Genomic DNA, 20979 nt, shown 5'->3' with positions numbered 1-20979 from the left:
TAGTTAGCGGGAATCGCTCCTCGGGAGCTCTGATGGGGGCGTGGAATCCTCTGCTCCGCTGGGAGCGACGTTCACTCGAGCATGGTTCTGATGCTCGGGTGAGACGACGGCGAGCGAAGCAGTGGGATAGGACTCGGCGATGCTCGTCGAATGTCGGACCCCGGTCACCGCTGGCCCCAGGAATCGTTGAGCTATGTGTTGGAAGGCCTCGGGGTCTCCCGTGGACACGAATTCGTGTCCCGGAGGGGTCGCTTCCGTGCGGAGAAGGTCTTGATTGGTCAACGCCCGGAACAGGTCTTTGGCGGTCTCCTCGGACGAGGTCACTAAAGTCACTCCATGGCCGAGTACATAGGAGATGACGCCGGTGAGAAGAGGATAATGAGTGCATCCCAAAACGACGGTGTCCACGCCCGCCTCCTGGAGCGGAACAAGATGACGCTCAACCGTTTCCAACAGTTCCTGTCCGGTTGTGATGCCCCGCTCGACGAACTCCACGAATTCAGGACACGCTTCGGACCAGATCTGAAGGTGAGGCGCGGCGGCGAAGGTGTCTTCGTAGGCTCGGGAGGAGATCGTCGCCGCGGTACCCAAAACACCGATTTTTCCGTTGCGCGTTGCCGCCACGGCCCGCCGAACGGCCGGCTGAATCACTTCGACCACGGGGATCCCGTACTTCCGCGTGTAGCGCTCCCGGGCGTCGCGCAGTACCGCGGCGGAGGCCGTGTTACAGGCGATGACGAGGGCTTTGACCCCTGAATCGACCAGATCGTCCATGACCCGCAGAGCGTTGGCCCGCACTTGGGCAATCGACAGGGGGCCGTACGGCCCGTTGGCGGTGTCCCCCACGTAAATGATTTTCTCGTGAGGCAGCTGGTCCATGATCGCTCTGGCGACCGTGAGCCCCCCGACCCCGGAATCGAAGACCCCAATGGGCGCACCGGGGGTAGGAGACGCAGGTACGGTGCTCCCCCACGCGGTGAGGGTCGAGGATTCAACGGAATGATGTTGGCTGTTCATGTTGCTTTCGAGGGTAGCGGTAAGTGACCTGATCAAGTGCATCGAGGAGGCTTTCCACCGGGCAATGCGTCGAACTTCACCCTGGTCGGACCGCAGAGGATCCGCAGGCCAACGCGCGGAATCAGGGTACTTTGGACGTCAGTCGAGGTCTGAGAGCATCGCCTCGACCAAGGAGTCCTGCAACCAGGAGACGAACTGGTAAACCAGCGACATGTAGGACTCCACATCGTGCGCCTGCGACCAGTCACTATACGAGGCCACCCGTTGTGCATCATCCTCCGATTCGATGCCAAGACGGGTCGCCAAGACGAGTCGGACATCGTTGAGGGCCGAGGCGAAAGCCATGGAATGTTCGCGGTCCAGATGCAATTTGGGTGATTCGCAATCCATGGCCGCCATGCGGAGGTTGCCGATTTTCGCTTCGCGCACGGACCGTTGGGTCAGCCGGCGGAATTCAGCGGCCTCTTCGTCATCGTCACTGGCCTGCGGCAGGAGGCGGGCCAGCGCGGGGTCCTCCGGCACGTCCACATCGCCTGAAATGCCTACCATTTTCGCGAGAGGGTCCTCGTCCTCGGGCGTCTCGGGTTCGAGAGTCGTGATGACGTCCTGGAACAGCTTGATGAGCAGTTCGCGCTCAGGCCCTTCGAGGCCGCCGCTAATGCCTTTGCGCCCGTTTCGGAATTCTTTGGCCATCGTCTTATCCGCCGTCCTTTTCGAATGTCGCCCACAGGCCGTAGCCGTGCATTGCGCTGGTGTGCCTTTCCGCTTCTTCCCGGCCACCGGTGAAGACGACTGCTTTGCCGTCGTGGTGAACGGCCATCATGAGCGAACGGGCTTTCGGCTCCGAATAGTGGAAGTGCGCCCGAAAGACGTAGGTCACATAGCTCATGAGGTTGACCGGGTCATTCCAGACGATCACTCGCCACGGGGTGTCTTCCGCGGGTCGCTCAAGAAGCCCCACGTCGCTGGACGGGGCTGATTCTGGGGACGTCTCCGGGGCAGATTCACTGGCCACGGGCAGATTCTGTGCAGACTGGCTGACCATAATGGACAATCTTAGACGTTTCGGGTCACCCGCGTCTGCCACATTTGTTCCGATGTTGCGCCTGGGTAGGCTTAAGGGGTGAGACCAGACTCCCCCGCGCTCCTGACGGACCATTACGAACTGACGATGTTGCAAGCCGCCATTCGTGCCGGTATGCATGAAAGACGTTGCGTCTTCGAAACCTTCACGCGCCGTTTGCCGGCCGGCCGACGGTACGGAATCCTCGCGGGAACGGGACGTTTCCTCGAGGCGCTCGAGAAATTCACCTTCGACGACCAACAATTGGCCTTTCTCGAGGAGCAACGGGTCGTCGACGGACCGACCCTCGATTACCTCTCCGATTTCCGTTTCTCCGGTTCCATCCGCGGATACCGAGAGGGCGAAGCGTTCTTCCCGCATTCGCCGGTCCTCCAGGTCGAAGCGCCATTCGCCGAAGCATGTGTGTTGGAGACGCTGCTCCTGTCCATCCTGAATTTTGACTCCGCCGTCGCGTCTGCTGCTTCCCGCATGACCGGAGCTGCAGGAGACAGGCCCTGCCTCGAAATGGGCTCTCGCCGCGCCCATGAGGAAGCCGCGGTCTCGGCCGCCCGCGCGGCTGCAATCGCCGGGTTCGCCGGAACCTCCAATCTGGAAGCCGGGCGTCGTTACGGAATCAACACCATCGGGACGTCTGCCCACGCGTTCACGCTCTTATTTAACGACGAGGTATCGGCCTTCCGTGCCCAATTGGATTCCTTGGGACTGGACACGACACTCTTGGTAGATACCTACGATGTCGAACAGGCCGTGAGGACGGCCGTCGATTTGGCGGGCACCGAGCTCGGTGCGGTCCGGTTGGACTCCGGCGACCTGGTGGCGCAGGCCTTCGCCGTCCGGGATCTTCTCGACACGCTGGGCAATCGGGACACCAAGATCACCGTGACCTCCGACCTGGACGAATACGCGATCGCCGGTCTCGCCGCGGCGCCAGTTGACTCGTACGGCGTAGGAACACGCCTGGTCACTGGATCGGGTGCCCCGACCTCCTCGATGGTCTACAAAATGGTCGCGCGCCAGGACGCCAACGGTGACTTGGCGTCCGTGGCGAAACGGTCGCAGGGCAAAGGCTCGATCGGCGGCGCGAAGCACGCCGGTCGTCGTCGTGATCGCAAGGGTACGGCAATCGCAGAAGCCATCGCCCTGGACCCTGCCTTGCTCGAAGCCGACGATTTCCGCCCGCTGATGCACACGCTCGTGGCCGACGGCGAAGTGTTGCCGGGCGCCACCGGCCCAGACGGCGTCCGCGCAGCGACCGAACGCCACAGGCAATCGACCCAAGAATTGCCTCGGGCAATTCGCAGGCTCTCGGAAGGCGAACCAGCACTTCCCACGGAGTTCCTCGACCACTAATCTTGACCCCCAGAATATGGCGGCGCCACCACGGTCGTGCGTCTGCCTTCTCTTCCGCGGAAGGACCAGTATGACAAGAGCACTCATCATCGTCGATGTTCAGAACGATTTCTGTGCAGGCGGGCCGCTCGAAACCCGGCGTGGTTCCGAAGTCGCCTCCCTGATCTCCGGATATCTGCAGACCCACCACGCCGCATACGACGTCGTGGTCACGACGCAGGATTGGCATATCGATCCAGGCGCCCATTTCAGTGACAAGCCCGACTTCAAGGACTCCTGGCCGGTGCATTGCATCGCGGACACGGCAGGTTCCGCGCTGCATCCGGACCTTGAGACGGACTACGTCGAGGCGTATTTCCGCAAAGGTGAGTACGAAGCCGCCTATTCCGGATTCGAGGGGCTTTTGGCCCCTGAGGAATCCGTGATGACCGGCGAGCACGAACCCGGCCAGATGCCGGAGGACACGCTCAAAGTTTCGCTCGACGACTGGCTCCAGGAACAAGACGTGACCGACGTGGACATCGTCGGCATCGCGACCGATTACTGTGTGCGGGCCACTGCCCTGGACGCGGTGGACGCGGGGTACGAGACGAGGGTCCTGGTCGACTTGACCGCCCCCGTGGCGGAGGATTCCGCGGAAGCAGCCATTGAGGAGCTCGAAGATGCCGGCGTCGACGTGATCGATTCTTCTAGCGTCGGCCGATGAACCAGTTCTGCAATTTGTCGATGCGTGCCTGTATCTGCTCCGCGGTGGCCTGAGCGACGGGAGGACCGCCGCACTCGCGCCGTAACGCGTTGTGGACCGAGCCGTGAGGTTCGCCCGTGCGGGCGGCCCAGGCGGAGACGTTCTTCGCCAACTTCTGACGCAGGTCTTTGAGCTGTCGGTGATCCGGCACCGACGATTGTGCGGGCCGTGGAGCACTTCCGGTGGACTGCTGATGACGTTGCTTCAGAAGGGTTCCGACCTGATCAGCATCCAAGAGACCAGGTATCCCGAGGAAGTCCTGGTCGTCCGAGCCCACTTGATAGCCGTGATAGTCTTCGCCGTCGTAGAGAACCCCGTGGAACGACGCCTGTGATCCGATGGCCTCGAACTTTCCGGAGGCCAGACGGGAACTCGCTTTCTCCTCCTGGTTTGCCTCCTCGATCAGGTGGTCGTCGAGGCCTTCGTCGGCGGCGATGATTTGTTCTTCGTCCGGAGTATCCTTCAGGTCCAGCGCGTGGTCCCTTTCCGCCTCCATCTCTTGGGCCAGGTACATCAGGACCGGGACCGACGGCAAGAAGACGGACGCGGTCTCGCCACGTTTGCGGGCACGCACAAAACGTCCGATCGCCTGCGCAAAAAAGAGCGGGGTCGAGGTCGACGTCGCGTACACGCCCACGGCCAGACGAGGCACGTCCACTCCCTCCGAGACCATGCGCACGGCGACCATCCATCGATCCTCGGATTCCGAGAATCGATCGATCTGGTCCGAGGCGGTCTTGTCGTCCGAGAGCACCACAGTTGGTCTGGACCCGGTGATCTTCTCGAGTCTCGAGGCGTATGCGCGTGCGTCTTCGTGATTGGACGCTATGACCAGGCCCCCGGCGTCGGGAACGGTTCGGCGGACTTCGGTCAATCGGCTGTCCGCTGCCGCCAGGACTGAAGGAATCCATTCGCCTCGGGGGTCCAGCGCAGTGCGCCAGGCCTGAGCCGTGATGTCCTTGGTGAAGCCTTCGCCCAGATCGGCAGCCATTTCCTCACCCGAACTGGTCCGCCAATGCATCTTGCCGGAATAGGCCATGAAGATCACGGGCCTGACCACGTGGTCCGCCAAGGCCGGGCCGTATCCGTAGGAATAGTCCGATTGCGAGCGCAGCAGCCCGTCCTGGTCTCTCTCGTACGTGACGAACGGGATCTGGGACGAATCCGAACGGAACGGGGTACCGGTCAGCGCGAGCCGACGGTGCGCGGGGTCGAAGGCTTCTTTTAATCCATCACCCCAGGACAAGGAGTCACCGGCGTGGTGGATTTCGTCCAGGATGACCAAGGTCCGCGCGTTCTCGGTGCGCGCCCTGTGGAGAAGCGGTTTGTTGGCCACCTGAGCATATGTCAACGCAACACCCAAATAGCCTTGGGCGTGGTGCCCGTCGGAGTTCTTGAAGTTGGGGTCGATCGCGATACCGACTCGGGCCGCGGCATCGGCCCACTGGGACTTCAGATGGTCGGTGGGGGCGACGACGGTGATCCTCGAAATCGTCCCTCGGTCGAGAAGTTGTTTGGCCACGCGCAACGCAAAAGTGGTCTTGCCCGCACCGGGAGTCGCGACGGTCATGAAATCGCGCGGCTCGGTTTCAAAGTATTTTTCCAGCGCCTCGGCCTGCCACGCACGCAGTTTCGGAGCCGTGCCCCAGGCGGCGCGATCAGGATAAGCCGGGGGAAGGTCGGCGGCTGCACCACCGAACAATGAAGGCTGGGAGAGGTCTTCGGGCACTGGTGTCTGGTCACTCCTGAAGATGATCGAGGAACTCTGGCCGTGATGTTCGCACCACGGCAAAGACGCCGCGCACTGCGACGGCGTCTTGCTCATGTTGCCGCTCCGCGCGGCCCGGGGAACGGTCAGAGAAGCGGCTGCCGCTTCTTCTGCCCCTATTCGTCGTTGTTTTTGTCGTCGTCCTTGCCGCCGCGCATGGATTCATAGATCTCTTTGCACTCAGGGCACACGGGGAATTTCTCGGGGTCGCGTCCGGGTGTCCAGACTTTACCGCACAAGGCGATGACCGGGTCGCCCGAAAGAGCTGACTCCATGATCTTTTCTTTGCGTACGTAGTGGGCAAAGCGCTCGTGATCTCCGGGCTCGGCGAACTGCCGAGTTTCTTCACGCTCGATGGTCGCGGTGCCGCCACCAGGGGTGGTGCCGTAACCGGTGTCATCGAGAGGTTCGGACGAGTCGAATACGTCGAGTGGTCGGTCAAACATCATGGGGACATTCTACGCCTGTGCCGCAGACGTTCTGAATCGATGAGGTCGTTCATCACGTCCGGGGCACTTTAGCGTCAACCGCGCTGGGCTATTGGAAACGCACCAGGTCCTGGTACAGCTCGGGAGCGCGACGCTCATACCAGCGTCCACCGATTCCGACGCCCAGCCAGAGCACCAAGGATCCGTAGATCGGTCCGACGATAAGGATGATCCAGTCAATGACTGCGTTTCCGGTAACGACCGAGACAATCAGGAGGATCCACACCGGCAGAGCCATCGCCACGATCAAGAGGCTTCCGACCATCTGAACCAGGGCGTTGGCAAGGCCCGCATTGTTCTTCCGAGACTTCCAGGGGCTCTCCCCCGGTGCTGCGACCGGGAGCGCATACCGTACCGATACGCATGCGCCCACGCCGAGACCGGCCAGAAGCAGACACAACCCCAAACCGAGGTTGGCCGGGATCCCTCCCGGATTGCCTTGGAGCAGCATGGCGATGACCGAGACCAGGACCACGACCGGCACGAAGATGACGGACATTCCGATGGATCGGCCCCACCGATCTTGAAAGCCGGTGATCGGTGACGTGAGGTGGAGAGCAAATGCGGTGTTGTCGTACGAGACCGAATAGGTGCTCTGCCACGCCAGCATCCAGCCGACCAAAGGGGCGACGATAGTCAACGAGGCGCCACCGTTGGACATCCCCGTAAACCAGAACACCACCAGAAAACCGGGTGCAACCAGCAGGTTCAGATTGAGGCGCGGGTCCTTGAGGTAATACGTGGCCGTTCTCGCGGCGATCCCACCCGCCTGCGTCGTGGGGAATCGCGAGAAGAGCCCCAGCCATTGGCCGGCTTTGGTTTTCCCGCCGGATGCGCCCGATGCGTTGCCCACGTGGCTGGTTTGGTAGGCGATGACCTTGTGCCAAAGCAACAATCCGCCGGCCGTATAGACAGCCGTGACCACCAATCGCAGGACCAGAACCAACCAGGCGCGCTGGGCGACGTCGCCCGGAATCGCCCACGCTGCACCGAAGGGCGTCCACCCGACGACCGAGGAGACAGCGCTGATCCAGGTGGGTGAGAACAGTCCTTCGGTCAGCGTTCCGACCAAGGGTCCGGCGCACAAGAGCGCCAGGAAGAAGACGGCACCGATCCCTTCGGCCAGGAAACGTTTCTGGCGTATGGCCATCCCGAGCGCGCTCATGAGCCGTGAGCAGATCATGAGGAGCATAAAACCAATGGCACCCGAGACGAGGGCCGCTGCCACCGTAAGCGGTGACGTCCAGCTGACCGCAGGAAAGAATGCCCCCACCAGCGTCATCATTCCGAAGATGCTGATGAATGAACCGAGTAGTTGCCCACCCAATATCTCTTGCGGTTTGAGCGGATAGGGCGCCAAGAGATCAGGGTCGAGCGTCGAGTCCTGGCCGGTGGCGACGACGGGCACGATGCACCACAGCAATGTCACCACGGTGCCGAGGATCACCGCGCTACCTTGAGCGGTCGAGGCCTCGCCACCACGTTGGACCATGAAGATCGCGAAGACCATGAAGAGTCCGAACAGCGCGTAAATGCCGCCGATGACTGTTCCCGCGAGCGCCCAGCCACTTCGTTTCAGGGACGCAACGAAGTAGGCCCATTTGAGGCTTAGGAGGTTCCCAACCATGAGATCCCCTCCGATTCGACGCGGCCGCCGACCAACTCGACGAACTTGTCTTCCAGGCTCGAGCTTCCACGGACCTCGTCGACCGTGCCTGAGGCGAGAATATGGCCTTCGTCCATGATCGCCACGTGATCGCACATGCGTTGGACGAGGTCCATGACGTGACTCGAGACAACGACCGTACCGCCGTGACGCACGAATCCGGCGAGTATGTCTCGAATATTCGACGCGGACACCGGGTCCACGGATTCGAAAGGTTCGTCGAGCACCAGGACCTCGGGCGCGTGAACCATTGCCGAAGCGAGGGCGACCTTCTTGCGCATGCCCGCGGAATAGTCGGTCACCGTCTTGTTGGAGGCGTCGGTCAGATCCATCGCGCGCAGCAGGTCGTCCGTCCGTTCGAGGACGGTCTCCTTGTCGAGTCCGTGCAGGAGACCCGCATAGGTGATGAGTTGGCGGCCGGTCAGGCGGTCGAAGAGGTGAACCCCGTCCGGCAGAACGCCCACGAGCTTCTTCGCATCACGAGGCCTTTCCCAAACGTCCACCCCACGGATGGACACGGCACCCCCTGTGGGCCGCAGCAGACCCGTCGCCATGGACAGCGTGGTCGTCTTCCCTGCACCGTTGCGGCCGACGAGTCCGTACATCGTGCCGGAAGGAATGTCCAGGTCGATACCGTGGACGACTTCCCGGTTCCCGAACACCCTGGTCAAGTTCCCGATCGATATCGCTTGTCGGACGGTGCCAGGCTGGGCCTGCGCGATACCGGGATCGGTATTGGTCGGGACCTGCCGGTCTTGGGCTGAGGGAGCATCGTCTCCGAAACGAGGAGGTTCGCCCGGTCCGGCGGAAGACCCTGGTTGAGGGTTTTCTGGGTAGTTCTCATCGCTTTTCATAGCTAAATCACATCACACTCCCATGGCGGCGTCATCAACCCTGGGGCGGACTCCGTTCGAGGAGGGCACCGAGCCGGCAATGCCCGGAGGGCCATCAGCCAGGTGCTGGTGGCCCTCCGGGCGTGGCGGAGAGAATCCGGAGTGGCATTTGCCTAGAACAAGGCCCTCATGAGGGCCCCACGAGCCTTGACCACGCGCTCGTCCTCGGCCCCGACCACCTCGAAAAGGTCAAGCAGACGCTCCCGCACGGTGTCCTTCGTCTGTGCATCGGAACGCTGGATCAGCCGAATCAAACGGTTGAAAGCATCCTCGACATGACCGCCCGTGACGTCGAGATCCGCAACGGTCAGTTGCGCTTCGATGTCCTCCGGGTTGGAGGCCGCGGCTTCCCGGGCCTGTGCCAGATCCTGGTTTTCGACGCGTGCGAGGAGCTCGACGCGCGCCAATCCGATTTTTGCGTCGTGATCCGCAGGCTTGTCGCGAAGCGCTTCCCGGTATGCGTCGGCTGCGGTCGCGTAGTCCCCCTGCTCCATCGCGTCCTGGGCCTTCTGATGAAGTGGAGGAAGAGGAGCAGGCTCGGTGCTCTCAGGCACAGCGGCCACCGGCTCGAAGGTACCGGTGAGCTGGGCCTGTTGGGCCAGTTGAAGAACCTGACCCAAAAGCGCCTGAACCTGGTCGGCGGGAACCGGCGAATCGTACATCGGTGCCGGACGCCCGCCCAGCATGGCGACGACGGTCAGCGAACTCTGGGCTTGGAAAGCCTGCGCGATTTCGGGAGCCTGATCGATGTCGACCGCAGCCAGCAGGAGACGGCCACCGGCCTGGTTGATGAATTGTTCGAGTTGACGAACGGAATCCACCGCCTGCTGGTCCGCACCGCGATAGAGGGCGAAGATGACCGGTCCCTGACCGGAGAGTTGGGCTACTTCCTGGAACTGCTCCGTCGTGGTGACGTCTCGGCGGTAGGTCTGGGCCCCGCCCGCGGTGGGCTGACCGGTCGCCCGCTGCGTATCCGCGCCGCTCATCTGCGACAGATCCGGTGCGGAACGGACCGATGCCGGAATGTTTTCTTCGGGCTGCGGCTCTTGAGGTTCGGCGTTACCGAATGTTCCTGAGGTCATGGCGTCATTCCTTTCCCGCTCGGGGGTCCCGAGGTGAAGCAACTTATTTCCTTTATCATCTCAAACACGCGGGAAGGGCCCCAACCGCGTCCGCCCTCCGGGTAATCTCGACTGGGGAGGACCTTCATCGCAGAGAGGAAACGCATGCCAGGTAACAAGCGCCGGGTGAGGACCCCGGTTGATCGTGCCGTGGGCCGTTTGCGTTCCTTGATCGGCAAGAAAGGGTCGTCTACTCCCTTCCCCGGAGCCAAACCGCGTCCGAAGTTCGAATTGCCCGACGTCGTAGATCTTCCGGAAGACGGCCTTCAAGGGGACTCCTGCAAGCTCTCTCCGGCTGTGAGCGAAGTGAACCAGAGCGGCCTCGGGCCGTCGGGATCGGCGGTTGCCAACGGCGATTCCCGGCCATCACCCGGCGAGTATTCATCTGCCGATGCAGATACCTCACCCAACCGGCTCGATCCGCGCCCTGACTACGCATCGGCCGCACGGACTCCGGTTCAGTTCGGGTTCCTGGTGACCGTGGGGGTCGGACTCGCCCTGCTGGTCTATTACCTGGCTGTCAATGTCGGCGCCCTCGGAGGATGGATCACCGGGGCGATGTTCATCGCCCTCGGCCTCGACCCGATTGTGCGCTGGTTCGAGTCGAAGGGTCTGCCGCGCATCCTTGGCGTGGCCATAGTACTCTTGGCCTTCGCAGGGATCATCGTGCTGATGGCGACCGTGGTCATTCCGAGCATCGCCCGCCAGGCCCTGGGATTCATCAATGGGTTTCCGCAGACTTTCGACGACTTCCTGTCATCGCGATTCATGGAAGAACTCGACGAACAATTCGGGATTCGCGACAAGGTCGAGAACGAGGCGGGCCACTTTTTCCAAACGGCCTTCAGCGACTCGAGCCTCGTCGGCAACTTCCTCAATAATCTGATTAATGCAGGGTCGACGATTGCCCAGGTGGTCACTGGCACGCTGATCGTGATGTTCTTGGCCCTCTACTTCGTGACGTCCCTGCCCTCGATCAAGGCTTGGGGCATTCGCCTTGCACCGCGTTCAAAGCGTGCACGAGTGGCCGAATTGACCGAGAAAGTCACTCAATCCGTGGGCAACTACGTCATGGGACAGGCCGTGGTCGCACTTCTCAATGCCATCTTCGCGCTGATCCTCATGTCACTCGTCGGGGTCCCGTTCCCGTTGTTGTGCGCCTTCGTCGTACTGCTCTTGGCGTTTATACCGTTAGTCGGGGGCGTGGCCGCCGGGATCCTGGTTACCTTCATAGCTCTTCTTCAAGGATGGCAATCCGCGGCCGTGTATGCGATCTGCTATTTCGCGTACTTGCAGATCGAGGCGTATTTCATCTCTCCGCGCATCATGAAGAAAGCCGTTGCGGTTCCCGGGTCCGTGGCCGTGATCGCCGTTGCAGGCGGTGGCGCGCTCTGGGGCGTCCTGGGAGCCATCATTGCCATCCCGGTCGCCGCGTCGGCGCTCCTGCTGGTCAGAGAGATTTTCATTCCGCGCCAAGACCGGCGGTGACTCGCTCGTCGATCACTTTTGGGGTTCGGTACCGATGGCGCCTTCCCATACGGTTTTGAGATGCACTCGTTGCCCCGCGATCTTCGAAACGATCTCGTCGTGGGCCCGACGCACGTACTTTTCCCCTACCCACAGGTGCTTGGCCCCGTCGATACCGATCACGTCGGCCTGCGGAATGACGGAAAATCTTTCCCGTGCCTCCGCTGGTTGCAGATAGTCGTCCTTTTCTGGGACCAACACGGTCAGCGGAAGACCGCTCCGGGCCCAGGACCTCAGGTCTTCTACCGTTGCGCGGTGCAGTGGAGGCGACAACAGGATCGCCCCGCTCACGGAGGAACTCACGGGCTCGTGGGAACCGTATTTGAGGGCGAGTTCGGTTCCGAAGGACCAGCCGATGATCCAAACATTCGGCAGTCCACGGTCTTTGAGGAAATTGAGGGCCGCAAGCACGTCGGCTTTCTCGCCCACCCCTTCCTCGAATTCGCCGTCACTGGTGCCGCGAGGCGAGGAAGTCCCCCGTGTGTTGAATCGTAGGACTCCCATATGGGCCAGGGCGGGAAGCCGATAGGAGGCTTTTTTGTACACGTGAGAATCCATGTATCCGCCGTGGGTGGGCAGTGGGTGCAGACACAGCAGTGTCGCAGCCGGGTCGGCCCCCTCGGGCAGTGCCAGCTCCCCTACCAGCGTTTTTCCGTCCTCGGTTCTGATTTCGATGTTCTCCCGGCGCGCGGGAAGAACCGTTGCCGAGCCGATCTCGGTGGGGCCATTGGTCGTAGAATCCGTTTGCGCAGGTTGTGAAGTCGCCATGGCCACAATTCTAGGGGCGAGTACTCTTCGGGGGCGCCTTCGCGGCCCCCGAAGGAGGTATTCGGGCCTTCATGTATTCAGTGGATGTCCCAGCATCTGCTGTGCCAGTGCCGACGCTCCTCGATGGCCCGTTGCTCACCGAAGATATGGTCGTTTCTCCACACCACGTAATGAGCCGAACCCACCGCGATACGTCGGCCACACCCCGGGCACGTGTACGTCTTCCTCGCTCCCGACGCCGGGACGTAGCGCACGTACCATTCCCCTCCGGAGTCCCGTTCGATACGAGGCTGGGGCTCAAGGGCTCGCGATATATCTCCTCCGGTCAGGTCCGAGAACTTCTGCCACTTGCTGGGACCCGCTTTGCCGTGGCCCGATTGGGCCCTTCGTGGTGTTCGCCGAGATCCTGCCATGCCATTTATTCTGGCACAGGCGCGACTGCGCCTCACGCGTATGCCCGGTAGAGTGATGCGAGTGCGTCTAGTGATAGCTGATTGTTCCGTAGATTATGAAGGCCGACTCAAGGCTCATCTTCCGCTGGCTACCCGCCTGCTCATGGTCAAGGCCGACGGTTCCGTTCTCGTTCATTCGGACGGAGGGTCGTACAAGCCGTTGAACTGGATGTCTCCCCCAGCAACCATTCGTATCGAATCCGCCGAGGACCACGGATTCGAGGACGACGCCATCGAGAGGTGGATCGTCCAGGCGGCCAAATCCGATGATCGCCTCATCGTTCGCATCTTCGCGAAGCACCACGAGTCGGATCACCAGTTGGGCGTGGACCCCGGTCTCATCAAGGACGGGGTCGAGGCGGATCTGCAGCGCCTGCTCGCGGAACAGATCGAAACGCTCGGCGAGGGATACAGCCTAATCCGCCGTGAGTTCCCGACGGCCATCGGGCCGGTTGATATTTTGGCCCGGGACGCGACGGGGCACACTGTAGCGATTGAGCTCAAGCGTCGAGGCGACATCGACGGCGTCGAGCAGTTGACGCGGTACCTCGAGCAGCTCAATCGCGACCCGGTTCTCGCCCCCGTCCGTGGTATCTTCGCCGCACAGTTGATCAAGCCGCAGGCCAAGACCCTCGCGGCCGATCGCGGAATCTCGTGCGTGACCCTGGACTACGATGCCATGCGCGGCGTCGACGACGCGGACGGCCGCCTCTTCTAGAACCCGGATTTTCCCGCACCACGGTGAGGCGCTGTCCTTTTCCGAGAAGAGACAGCGGCCCATGCCCGAGTCGGAAGTCCGTGGGGTATTTCTCGACGGCCGCCGTCCGAAGGGACGGAAGAGTGCCCTATCCATCCCACATTGGGAAGGCCCGGCACTGAATCAGTGCCGGGCCTTCCCTTCGATCGCTGAGGATCGATCGTTCACACGATGTTAGAACTCAGAGCTACTCGTGGCCGCTATCACGACGGTGTCGTTGGATACCGTGAGGAATCCTTCTTGCAACCGAGCCGTTTTGCGCTCTCCGTCCACCGGGTCGATGACCAATTCCCCGTCATCCGCGAGGAGGGCGAGGGTGGGCGCGTGGCCGGCCAGCACACCGATATCACCGGCGGCCGTCCGGGCGCGCACGTACTTGGCCTCGCCCTGCCACACGACGGCTTCGCGAGAAACCACTTCTACCTTCAGGACGGATGCCATGATCAGTTACCGCCCTGTTCCTTCAGCTCGGCCCACTTGCGCTCGACGTCGTCCAGGCCGCCAACGTTGTAGAAGGCCTGCTCGGGCACGTGGTCCAGATCGCCGTCGCAAATCGCGGTGAAGCCCTCGATCGTTTCCTTGATGTTGACGGTCGAACCCTCGACACCGGTGAACTGCTTCGCGGTGTAGGTGTTCTGGGAAAGGAATTGCTCGATACGGCGGGCACGCGAGACAACGACCTTCTGTTCCTCGGAGAGCTCGTCGACGCCGAGGATCGCGATGATGTCCTGAAGCTCCTTGTTCTCCTGGAGAATCGACTTCACGCGAATCGCGGTGTCGTAATGAGCCTGGCCGATGTACTGCGGATCCAGGATTCGCGACGTCGAGGACAGCGGATCCACGGCCGGGTACAGACCGCGCGAAGCGATATCGCGGGAAAGCTCGGTCGTAGCGTCCAAGTGAGCGAACGTGGTGGCAGGGGCCGGGTCGGTGTAGTCGTCGGCGGGCACGTAAATGGCCTGCATGGACGTAATCGAGTGACCACGGGTCGAGGTAATGCGCTCCTGCAGAACACCCATCTCGTCGGCCAAGGTGGGCTGGTAGCCCACGGCCGAGGGCATACGGCCCAGCAGGGTCGAAACCTCGGAACCAGCCTGCGTGAAGCGGAAGATGTTGTCGATGAACAGCAGAACGTCTTGGTTCTGGACGTCACGGAAGTACTCGGCCATGGTCAGGCCGGACAGCGCGACGCGCAGACGCGTTCCCGGGGGCTCATCCATCTGGCCGAACACGAGTGCGGTGTCTTTGAGAACCCCGGCTTCTTCCATCTCGACCCAGAGGTCATTACCCTCACGAGTACGCTCGCCGACACCCGCGAACACCGAGGTGCCGCCGAAGTTGCGGGCGACACGGGTGATCATTTCCTGGATCAGAACGGTCTTGCCGACGCCGGCGCCACCGAACAGACCGATCTTGCCGCCCCGAATGTAAGGGGTCAGAAGATCGATGACCTTGATGCCGGTCTCCAGCATCTGGGTCGAACCTTCGAGCTGCGCGAAATTCGGAGCTTTGCGGTGGATGGGCCAGTATTCGCTGGCCTCGATCTGGTCGTCGTCGACGTCGAGGGAGTTACCCAAAACGTTGAAGATGTGGCCTTTGACGCCGTCGCCCACGGGGACCGAGATGGCATCGCCGGTGTCCTGGACCGGCGTGCCGCGGACGAGTCCATCGGTCTGCTGCAGGGAGATGGCACGGACCAAGCTGTCGCCCAGATGCTGAGCAACCTCGAAGGTGATCTTCTTGGTCTGTCCGCCGATGGTCAGTTCGGTGGTCAGAGCGTTGTAAATATCCGGGATCTGGTTGGCCGGGAACTCGACGTCGACCACAGGGCCGATCACGCGAGCTACGCGTCCAACGCCGCCCTGGACCGACGCGGAGGTCGATTCGTTCATGGTGGCAGTCATTCTTTCACTTACCTCTTCGCAGAGAATCTCTGTACGTAGTGTCTGTACGTGGGGGTGGTTAGGAGGCGGCGAGGGAATCGGCGCCAGCGACGATCTCGCTGAGCTCCTGGGTGATCTCGGCCTGGCGTGCGTTGTTCATCAAGCGGGTGTACTTCTTGACAAGGTCGTCAGCGTTGTCGCCGGCGGACTTCATCGCCCGTTGGCGCGCGGCCAGTTCGCTCGCTGCCGCCTGGAGGAGGCAGGAGAAGATACGTGTCTCGATGTACCGCGGCAACAATTCATCGAGCACCTCTTCGGCGCTCGGCTCGAATTCGAAGGATGCGGCATTGTCGAACTCGTCATCCCGGAACTCCTCACCGGGCAGAATTTCCTCGCCCAATTCCTTGGAGTCCACCACGGTCAGTGGCAACAGCCTTAGGATCTTGGCCTCCTGAGAGACCATCGATTGGAATTCGGTGTACACGATGTGAAGGTCGTCGACCCCGCCCTCTTCGAACGCCGTGGAGTAACGATCGAGCAGAACCTCACCGATTTCGCGTGCGGTCTCGACATCGGGGTTGTCGGTATTGCCCGACCACACCTTTTCGAAGGACCGTTCACGAAAATCGAAGTACTGCTTGGCCTTGCGACCCACGAGGTACAGCTCGACTTCGCGGCCGTCGCGGCGCAACCGTTCGATCAGACTCTCGGCCTTCTTCAGCACATTCGCCGAATACGACCCGGCGAGTCCTCGGTCGCTCGTCAAGATCAACACGGCGGAGCGTCGGGATTCCGATCCGTCACTGATGAGCGGATGCGAGATCGACGTCTGCGTGGCCACCGCACTCACGGCCCTGGTCAGGGCGTTCGCGTAGGGACCCGTTTCATTGGAGCGCTTGCGGGCACGATTGATTCGGGAGGTCGCGATCATCTCCATCGCCTTGAAGATCTTCTTCATGGACGACGTCGAAGCAATCTTCTGGCGGTAAACCCTAATTTGGGCTCCCATAGAGCTTCCTTTCAGCCCGGACGATGCACGGCCCTCGCGAGCCGCGCATCCTCAGGTCTTATCGCTTGACGATCTGTTCCTGATCGACTTCCGAATCGTTCACGGGGGTGTGCTCCTCGTGACCGGCGCGGACCGCACCGGCACCATCGTTCTGACCGGCCATGAAGTCGCGCTTGACGTTGTCGATCGCGGTCTTCAGCTCGGCCAGGGTATCGTCCTCGAGCTTGCCGCTGTCGCGGATCGCCCCCAGGACGTTGGTCTGGCGACGAAGATGGTCGATGAAACGCTTCTCGAACTCGAGCACGTCGGAGACCTCGACCTCGTCCATGTAGCCATTGGTACCGGCCCAGATCGAAACGACCTGCTCTTCGACCGGATACGGGGTGTACTGCGGCTGACGGAGCAATTCCATGAGTCGCGCACCGCGCACCAGCTGGCGACGAGAAGTCTCGTCCAGGTCGGAGGCGAACATTGCGAAGGCCTGCATCGAGCGGTACTGAGCAAGGTCCAGCTTGAGTGTGCCGGAAACCTTCTTCATGGCCTTGATCTGTGCCGAACCGCCCACACGCGAAACCGAAACACCGACGTCGACAGCCGGGCGCTGGTTGGAGTTGAAGAGATCCGACTGCAGGAAGATCTGGCCGTCCGTAATCGAGATGACGTTGGTCGGAATGAACGCAGAGACGTCATTCGCCTTGGTCTCGATGATCGGCAACCCGGTCATCGAGCCTGCACCGAGCTCGTCGGAGAGCTTGGCACAACGCTCCAACAGACGGGAGTGCAGGTAGAAGACGTCACCCGGGTAGGCTTCGCGTCCCGGCGGGCGGCGCAGCAAGAGCGACACCGCACGGTAAGCCTCGGCCTGCTTGGACAGGTCATCAAAGACGATGAGGACGTGCTTGCCCCCGTACATCCAGTGCTGGCCGATTGCGGAGCCCGCGTAGGGGGCCAGGTACTTGAAGCCGGCAGCATCCGATGCGGGCGAGGCCACGATGGTCGTGTACTCGAGGGCACCGTTCTCTTCGAGCGTCTGGCGGACCGAGGCGATGGTCGAGGCCTTCTGCCCCACGGCAACGTAGATGCAGCGAACCTGCTTGTTGACGTCGCCCGACTCCCAGTTGTCCTTCTGGTTCAGGATCGCGTCGACACCGATCGCGGTCTTGCCGGTCTGGCGGTCGCCGATGATGAGCTGACGCTGCCCACGGCCGATCGGGATCATGGCGTCGATCGCCTTGAGACCGGTCTGGAGAGGCTCGTGGACCGACTTGCGCTGAGTCACGCCCGGGGCCTGAAGCTCCAGAGCGCGGCGTCCCTCGGACTCAACCGGTCCGAGATCGTCGATCGGCTGGCCCAAGGGGTCGACCACGCGACCCAAGAAAGCGTCGCCCACGGGCACGGAAAGTACTTCCCCGGTCCGGTGAACTTCTTGTCCTTCTTCAATGCCGGCGAATTCGCCCAGTACGATCGCGCCGATGTCACGGGTGTCAAGGCTCTGGGCCAGGCCCAGAGTGCCATCTTCGAAACGAAGAAGTTCGTTCGCCATGACCGAGGGCAGACCCTCGATACGAGCGATACCGTCACCTGCACTGCTGACGCGTCCGACTTCGACACGCTGTGCGTCGCCGGGTTCGTACGATGCCGCGAACTCGTCGAGCGCGCTGCGGACATCATCGGCATTGATGGTCAAATCGGCCATCTTGTGTCCCTGCTCTCCTAGATTGGTGGTCCCATTGCTTCTGGAACCGAGTGTACGTGTATGGGTGGGTCGCACCGTGAATTCTTCGATCCCTCACGGGCGACCCAGCTGTGTATCAGACTGAATCGCCGTGGAAGGCCCTCACGAGGAAGACACCGAGCGGTCGAGATTCGAGATCCGGGACGAGACGGTTCCGTCGATGACTTCGTCGCCGACCTGAACCTTGAGACCGCCCATCACCTCGGGATCGACCGTGACGTCGAGTGTCATGTCCCGTTCGTAGACCGCGGAAATGGCTTTCTCGAGCCGCGCGAGCCGTTGCTCGTCCAACGGGGCGCTCGTCGTGACTTTGGCGATGAAACGCTGCGAGAGCGCAACCAGGGTCTCGGCGAACTTCTCGGCCAAATCGGCGGGCTGAACACCGCGGGGATGCTCCACGACCTGGTTGATCAGGAGGCGGCCTTCCTCCGTCCGCGCTGCACTGATTCGAGCTGCAAGTTGCTTCTTCGCGGCGTTGTCAGCCCGTTGATCAGTCAACGCAGTCTGGACCTTGGGGTCAGCCTGCACCGTCTTCGAAAATCTCAACAAGTCCTCGATGACGGTCGACAAGGTGTCCTGGCCGGCGCGATTTTCCGCCGCAAATGCGGCAGCCAGTACCCCGAGGTGCTCAAGAGCATCTGCGAGATCCCGTTCTGCCGACCAGCGAGAGGCCGCCGCACGAGCCACGGTTTCGCGTACGGCCGGGTAAACCTTGCCTTCCAATACGCTCGAAGCCACCTTGCCGCGCTGTTCGGGTTCGCGGGAAGGATCCGTCAGGCCACGGCGCAGAGCACCGTTGTGATCGATCAATTCCGCAACCGAAAACAGCTCTTCGCTCATCGAGGCGTTGGCCTCGCTGGAAAAGCGCTGTTCGAACAGCTGGCTCAGCTTCTTGAGTGATTCAGTCGATACTCCTGCCATTACTTGGTTGCACCTGCACTTCGCTGCTGGGATGCTTCAAGGTCGGCGAGGAAGCGGTCCACCACGCGGTTGGAGCGATCGTCGTCATTCAGCGACTCCCCAACGATCTTGCTGGCGAGCTCGGTGGCCAGAGTGCCCACCTCGGTACGCAAGGAAACCAGTGCGGCCGAACGCTCGGCCTGAATGGTTTTCTGTGCATTCTCGGTGATCCTGGCAGCCTCGGCTGCGGCACGCTCTTTGTGCTCGGCGACGATTTGTTCGCCTTCCACGCGAGCGTCCTCGCGGATCTTCTGCGCTTCGAGTCGAGCAGACTCCAGCTGCTGGTTGTACTCTTCACGAGCAGCAGCAGCCTCGGCCTGAGCCTTTTCGGCTTTGGCCAATCCGCCCTCGATAGCCTCCTTGCGATCCTGGTAGATCTTCTCGAAGGTCGGGGCGATGAACTTGACGACGATGTACAGAAGGATCAGGAACCCGAGGCCGGTGATGAGGACTTCCCACCAGTCAGGGCGAAGGGGGCTTGCACCCTCTTCCGCTGCCATCAAAAGTGACATAAAGGAGATTCCTGTTCTCTAGTTCTGTCTAGGGGTTGAGCAGCCTGCGGGGCTACTGGATGAATGCCAGAACCAGACCCAGAATCGCGAGAGCCTCAACCACGGCGAAGCCCAGGAACAGCATGGGCTGCAGAACGCGCTGGGACTCGGGCTGACGGGCAACGGAGGTCATGTAAGCCGCGAAGATGAGGCCGACGCCGATGCCGCCGCCGATGGCTGCGAGACCGTAACCGATGGCGCTGAGCGAACCTGTAATTTCCATTGGCTATTTCCTTTCGTGATGCCCGAGTTCGGGCTTAATGTGCCGCGAGGGCATGTCTATGGCGGTGGATTCGACCGATGGGCAGGTCAAACCCCGATCCAGGTTTCCCCGGAATTCTAGTGTGCTTCCGCCACGGCGCCCTGAAGGTAGACCGCGAAGAGAAGCGTGAAAACGTATGCCTGGATGGCCTGAATCAACAGTTCCAGGAAGAAGAGGAAGATTCCGAAAACGCCGGAGAAGAGCGAAGCCACGATTCCGAGCCCTCCGACCTGGGTAATCAGGAATGCGGTCAGACTTGCCGCAACCATGATGGCCATGTGGCCGGCGAACATGGTTGCGAACAAACGCAGGGAGTGCGTGATCGGACGAATAATCAGGTTCGACAAGAACTCGATCGGAATCAGGATGATGTAGAAAACCGGAGGAACACCGGAAGGCATGGTCATGGCTTTGAAGAAGCCGCCAACGCCCTTGTTCTTGATCCCCGCGCCGACCCAGCACAGATACGCGAAACCGGCCATGAAGTAGGCGCTGCCGGCGTGTGAGAAGGTCGGAAGCTGGAAGAAAGGGATCGAACCCCAGAGGTTGTTGACCAGGATGAAGAAGAAGGAAGTGAACAACAGAGGCACGAACGGCTTGAAGTGGTGAACGCCGATGATGTCCTTGGCCAGAGAATTTCGGACGAATCCGTAACCCATTTCGCCCGCGAACTGGAGTTTTCCAGGAACCATGGCGCGACGACGGCCGGCGACCATGAAGAATACGGCCACAACGGCGACCGCCAGCAGCATCAGGAGCATCTGCTTGCCGAAGCCGAAGCTACCGACGTTGAACAGATCAGGCAGATGCATGTCCTCGATCGTGGGGGCCTGATATGCCGCGACGACGTGCCCGGTTTCCAGCAAGGCGTGTCCTTTCTCAGGAAGGTTTGCGTCCTCGAAGCCAGAGATTGCTCAAGGCCTCGATCAAGTATTCGGTCAGT

General features: G+C 61.5%; 22 protein-coding genes. 4 read left to right on the top strand and 18 right to left on the bottom strand.

Annotated features, from left to right (window positions below; translation table 11 throughout):
- Window positions 1-3: 3 nt before the first annotated feature.
- The 3 genes from murI to clpS form a co-directional block, all read right to left on the bottom strand.
- Entirely contained in the window at window positions 4-1017 is a 1014-nt protein-coding gene (gene murI, locus EWV35_RS03135; RefSeq protein WP_129658026.1) for a glutamate racemase, read from the bottom strand.
- Window positions 1018-1155: 138 nt separating this feature from the next.
- Window positions 1156-1710 carry a DUF2017 domain-containing protein gene (locus EWV35_RS03130; RefSeq protein WP_129658024.1) on the bottom strand — a complete coding sequence of 185 codons (555 nt, stop codon included), beginning with the start codon at window positions 1708-1710 and terminating at the stop codon, window positions 1156-1158.
- A gap of 4 nt (window positions 1711-1714) precedes the next feature.
- On the bottom strand, window positions 1715-2062 hold the full coding sequence (clpS, locus tag EWV35_RS03125) for an ATP-dependent Clp protease adapter ClpS (RefSeq protein WP_129658022.1): 348 nt from the start codon (window positions 2060-2062) through the stop codon (window positions 1715-1717).
- 78 nt (window positions 2063-2140) lie between these two features.
- On the opposite strand from clpS, the gene EWV35_RS03120 reads away from it, so the two are divergent.
- Together EWV35_RS03120 and EWV35_RS03115 are read left to right on the top strand one after the other, a co-directional pair.
- Window positions 2141-3451: a nicotinate phosphoribosyltransferase gene (locus tag EWV35_RS03120; RefSeq protein ID WP_274542938.1), complete on the top strand. Its 1311-nt coding sequence runs from the start codon at window positions 2141-2143 to the stop codon at window positions 3449-3451.
- Between the two features lie 70 nt (window positions 3452-3521).
- Window positions 3522-4157, top strand: a complete 636-nt coding sequence (locus EWV35_RS03115) for an isochorismatase family protein (protein ID WP_129658020.1) — start codon at window positions 3522-3524, stop codon at window positions 4155-4157.
- Here EWV35_RS03115 and EWV35_RS03110 read toward each other — a convergent pair.
- The 5 genes from EWV35_RS03110 to EWV35_RS03090 form a co-directional block, all read right to left on the bottom strand.
- A complete protein-coding gene (locus EWV35_RS03110; protein ID WP_129658018.1) occupies window positions 4141-6021 on the bottom strand; it encodes a DEAD/DEAH box helicase in 1881 nt (626 codons plus the stop codon). The two genes, EWV35_RS03115 and EWV35_RS03110, sit on opposite strands and share 17 nt — an antisense overlap.
- A 59-nt stretch (window positions 6022-6080) precedes the next feature.
- Window positions 6081-6410, bottom strand: a complete 330-nt coding sequence (locus EWV35_RS03105) for a DUF3039 domain-containing protein (protein ID WP_129658284.1) — start codon at window positions 6408-6410, stop codon at window positions 6081-6083.
- Between the two features lie 91 nt (window positions 6411-6501).
- Window positions 6502-8079: a hypothetical protein gene (locus tag EWV35_RS03100; RefSeq protein WP_129658016.1), complete on the bottom strand. Its 1578-nt coding sequence runs from the start codon at window positions 8077-8079 to the stop codon at window positions 6502-6504.
- A complete protein-coding gene (locus EWV35_RS03095; RefSeq protein WP_129658014.1) occupies window positions 8061-8972 on the bottom strand; it encodes an ABC transporter ATP-binding protein in 912 nt (303 codons plus the stop codon). The genes EWV35_RS03100 and EWV35_RS03095 overlap by 19 nt, the downstream gene beginning before the upstream one ends.
- A 152-nt stretch (window positions 8973-9124) precedes the next feature.
- The gene (locus tag EWV35_RS03090; RefSeq protein ID WP_129658012.1) at window positions 9125-10093 is read right to left on the bottom strand and encodes a tetratricopeptide repeat protein; all 969 of its coding nucleotides are present in this window, start codon (window positions 10091-10093) and stop codon (window positions 9125-9127) included.
- A 144-nt stretch (window positions 10094-10237) separates the two neighbouring features.
- Between EWV35_RS03090 and EWV35_RS03085 the strand changes: the two genes are divergently transcribed.
- Entirely contained in the window at window positions 10238-11620 is a 1383-nt protein-coding gene (locus EWV35_RS03085) for an AI-2E family transporter (protein ID WP_129658010.1), read from the top strand.
- Window positions 11621-11632: 12 nt separating this feature from the next.
- On the opposite strand, the gene EWV35_RS03080 is transcribed toward EWV35_RS03085, so the two are convergent.
- Both EWV35_RS03080 and EWV35_RS03075 read right to left on the bottom strand, forming a co-directional pair.
- Window positions 11633-12427, bottom strand: coding sequence for an alpha/beta hydrolase (locus EWV35_RS03080; RefSeq protein ID WP_129658008.1), 795 nt, complete (start codon window positions 12425-12427; stop codon window positions 11633-11635).
- Between the two features lie 77 nt (window positions 12428-12504).
- The gene (locus EWV35_RS03075) at window positions 12505-12840 is read right to left on the bottom strand and encodes an ATP/GTP-binding protein (protein WP_129658006.1); all 336 of its coding nucleotides are present in this window, start codon (window positions 12838-12840) and stop codon (window positions 12505-12507) included.
- A gap of 61 nt (window positions 12841-12901) precedes the next feature.
- On the opposite strand from EWV35_RS03075, the gene nucS reads away from it, so the two are divergent.
- Complete coding sequence (gene nucS, locus EWV35_RS03070) at window positions 12902-13597, top strand: endonuclease NucS (protein ID WP_129658004.1); 696 nt, start codon at window positions 12902-12904, stop codon at window positions 13595-13597.
- A 213-nt stretch (window positions 13598-13810) separates the two neighbouring features.
- Here the strand turns inward: nucS and EWV35_RS03065 are convergent, their stop codons facing one another.
- The 8 genes from EWV35_RS03065 to atpB all read right to left on the bottom strand — a co-directional run bounded on the left by EWV35_RS03065 (window position 13811) and on the right by atpB (window position 20848).
- Window positions 13811-14077, bottom strand: coding sequence for a F0F1 ATP synthase subunit epsilon (locus EWV35_RS03065; RefSeq protein ID WP_129658002.1), 267 nt, complete (start codon window positions 14075-14077; stop codon window positions 13811-13813).
- A 2-nt stretch (window positions 14078-14079) separates the two neighbouring features.
- Window positions 14080-15540, bottom strand: a complete 1461-nt coding sequence (gene atpD / locus EWV35_RS03060; protein WP_129658000.1) for a F0F1 ATP synthase subunit beta — start codon at window positions 15538-15540, stop codon at window positions 14080-14082.
- A 58-nt stretch (window positions 15541-15598) separates the two neighbouring features.
- Entirely contained in the window at window positions 15599-16528 is a 930-nt protein-coding gene (locus EWV35_RS03055) for a F0F1 ATP synthase subunit gamma (protein WP_129657998.1), read from the bottom strand.
- A gap of 58 nt (window positions 16529-16586) precedes the next feature.
- Window positions 16587-18224 carry a F0F1 ATP synthase subunit alpha gene (atpA, locus tag EWV35_RS03050; protein ID WP_129359895.1) on the bottom strand — a complete coding sequence of 546 codons (1638 nt, stop codon included), beginning with the start codon at window positions 18222-18224 and terminating at the stop codon, window positions 16587-16589.
- 141 nt (window positions 18225-18365) lie between these two features.
- A complete protein-coding gene (locus EWV35_RS03045) occupies window positions 18366-19184 on the bottom strand; it encodes a F0F1 ATP synthase subunit delta (protein ID WP_129657996.1) in 819 nt (272 codons plus the stop codon).
- On the bottom strand, window positions 19184-19735 hold the full coding sequence (locus EWV35_RS03040) for a F0F1 ATP synthase subunit B (RefSeq protein WP_238654071.1): 552 nt from the start codon (window positions 19733-19735) through the stop codon (window positions 19184-19186). The genes EWV35_RS03045 and EWV35_RS03040 overlap by 1 nt, the downstream gene beginning before the upstream one ends.
- 52 nt (window positions 19736-19787) lie before the next feature.
- Window positions 19788-19997: an ATP synthase F0 subunit C gene (atpE, locus tag EWV35_RS03035; RefSeq protein WP_129359897.1), complete on the bottom strand. Its 210-nt coding sequence runs from the start codon at window positions 19995-19997 to the stop codon at window positions 19788-19790.
- A gap of 116 nt (window positions 19998-20113) precedes the next feature.
- Entirely contained in the window at window positions 20114-20848 is a 735-nt protein-coding gene (gene atpB / locus EWV35_RS03030) for a F0F1 ATP synthase subunit A (RefSeq protein WP_129360163.1), read from the bottom strand.
- Window positions 20849-20979 lie beyond the last annotated feature (131 nt).

Origin of the sequence: Rothia uropygialis, assembly GCF_004137765.1 — a bacterium.
Taxonomy (GTDB): domain Bacteria; phylum Actinomycetota; class Actinomycetes; order Actinomycetales; family Micrococcaceae; genus Rothia.
This window is presented reverse-complemented; position numbering and strand designations above follow the sequence as displayed.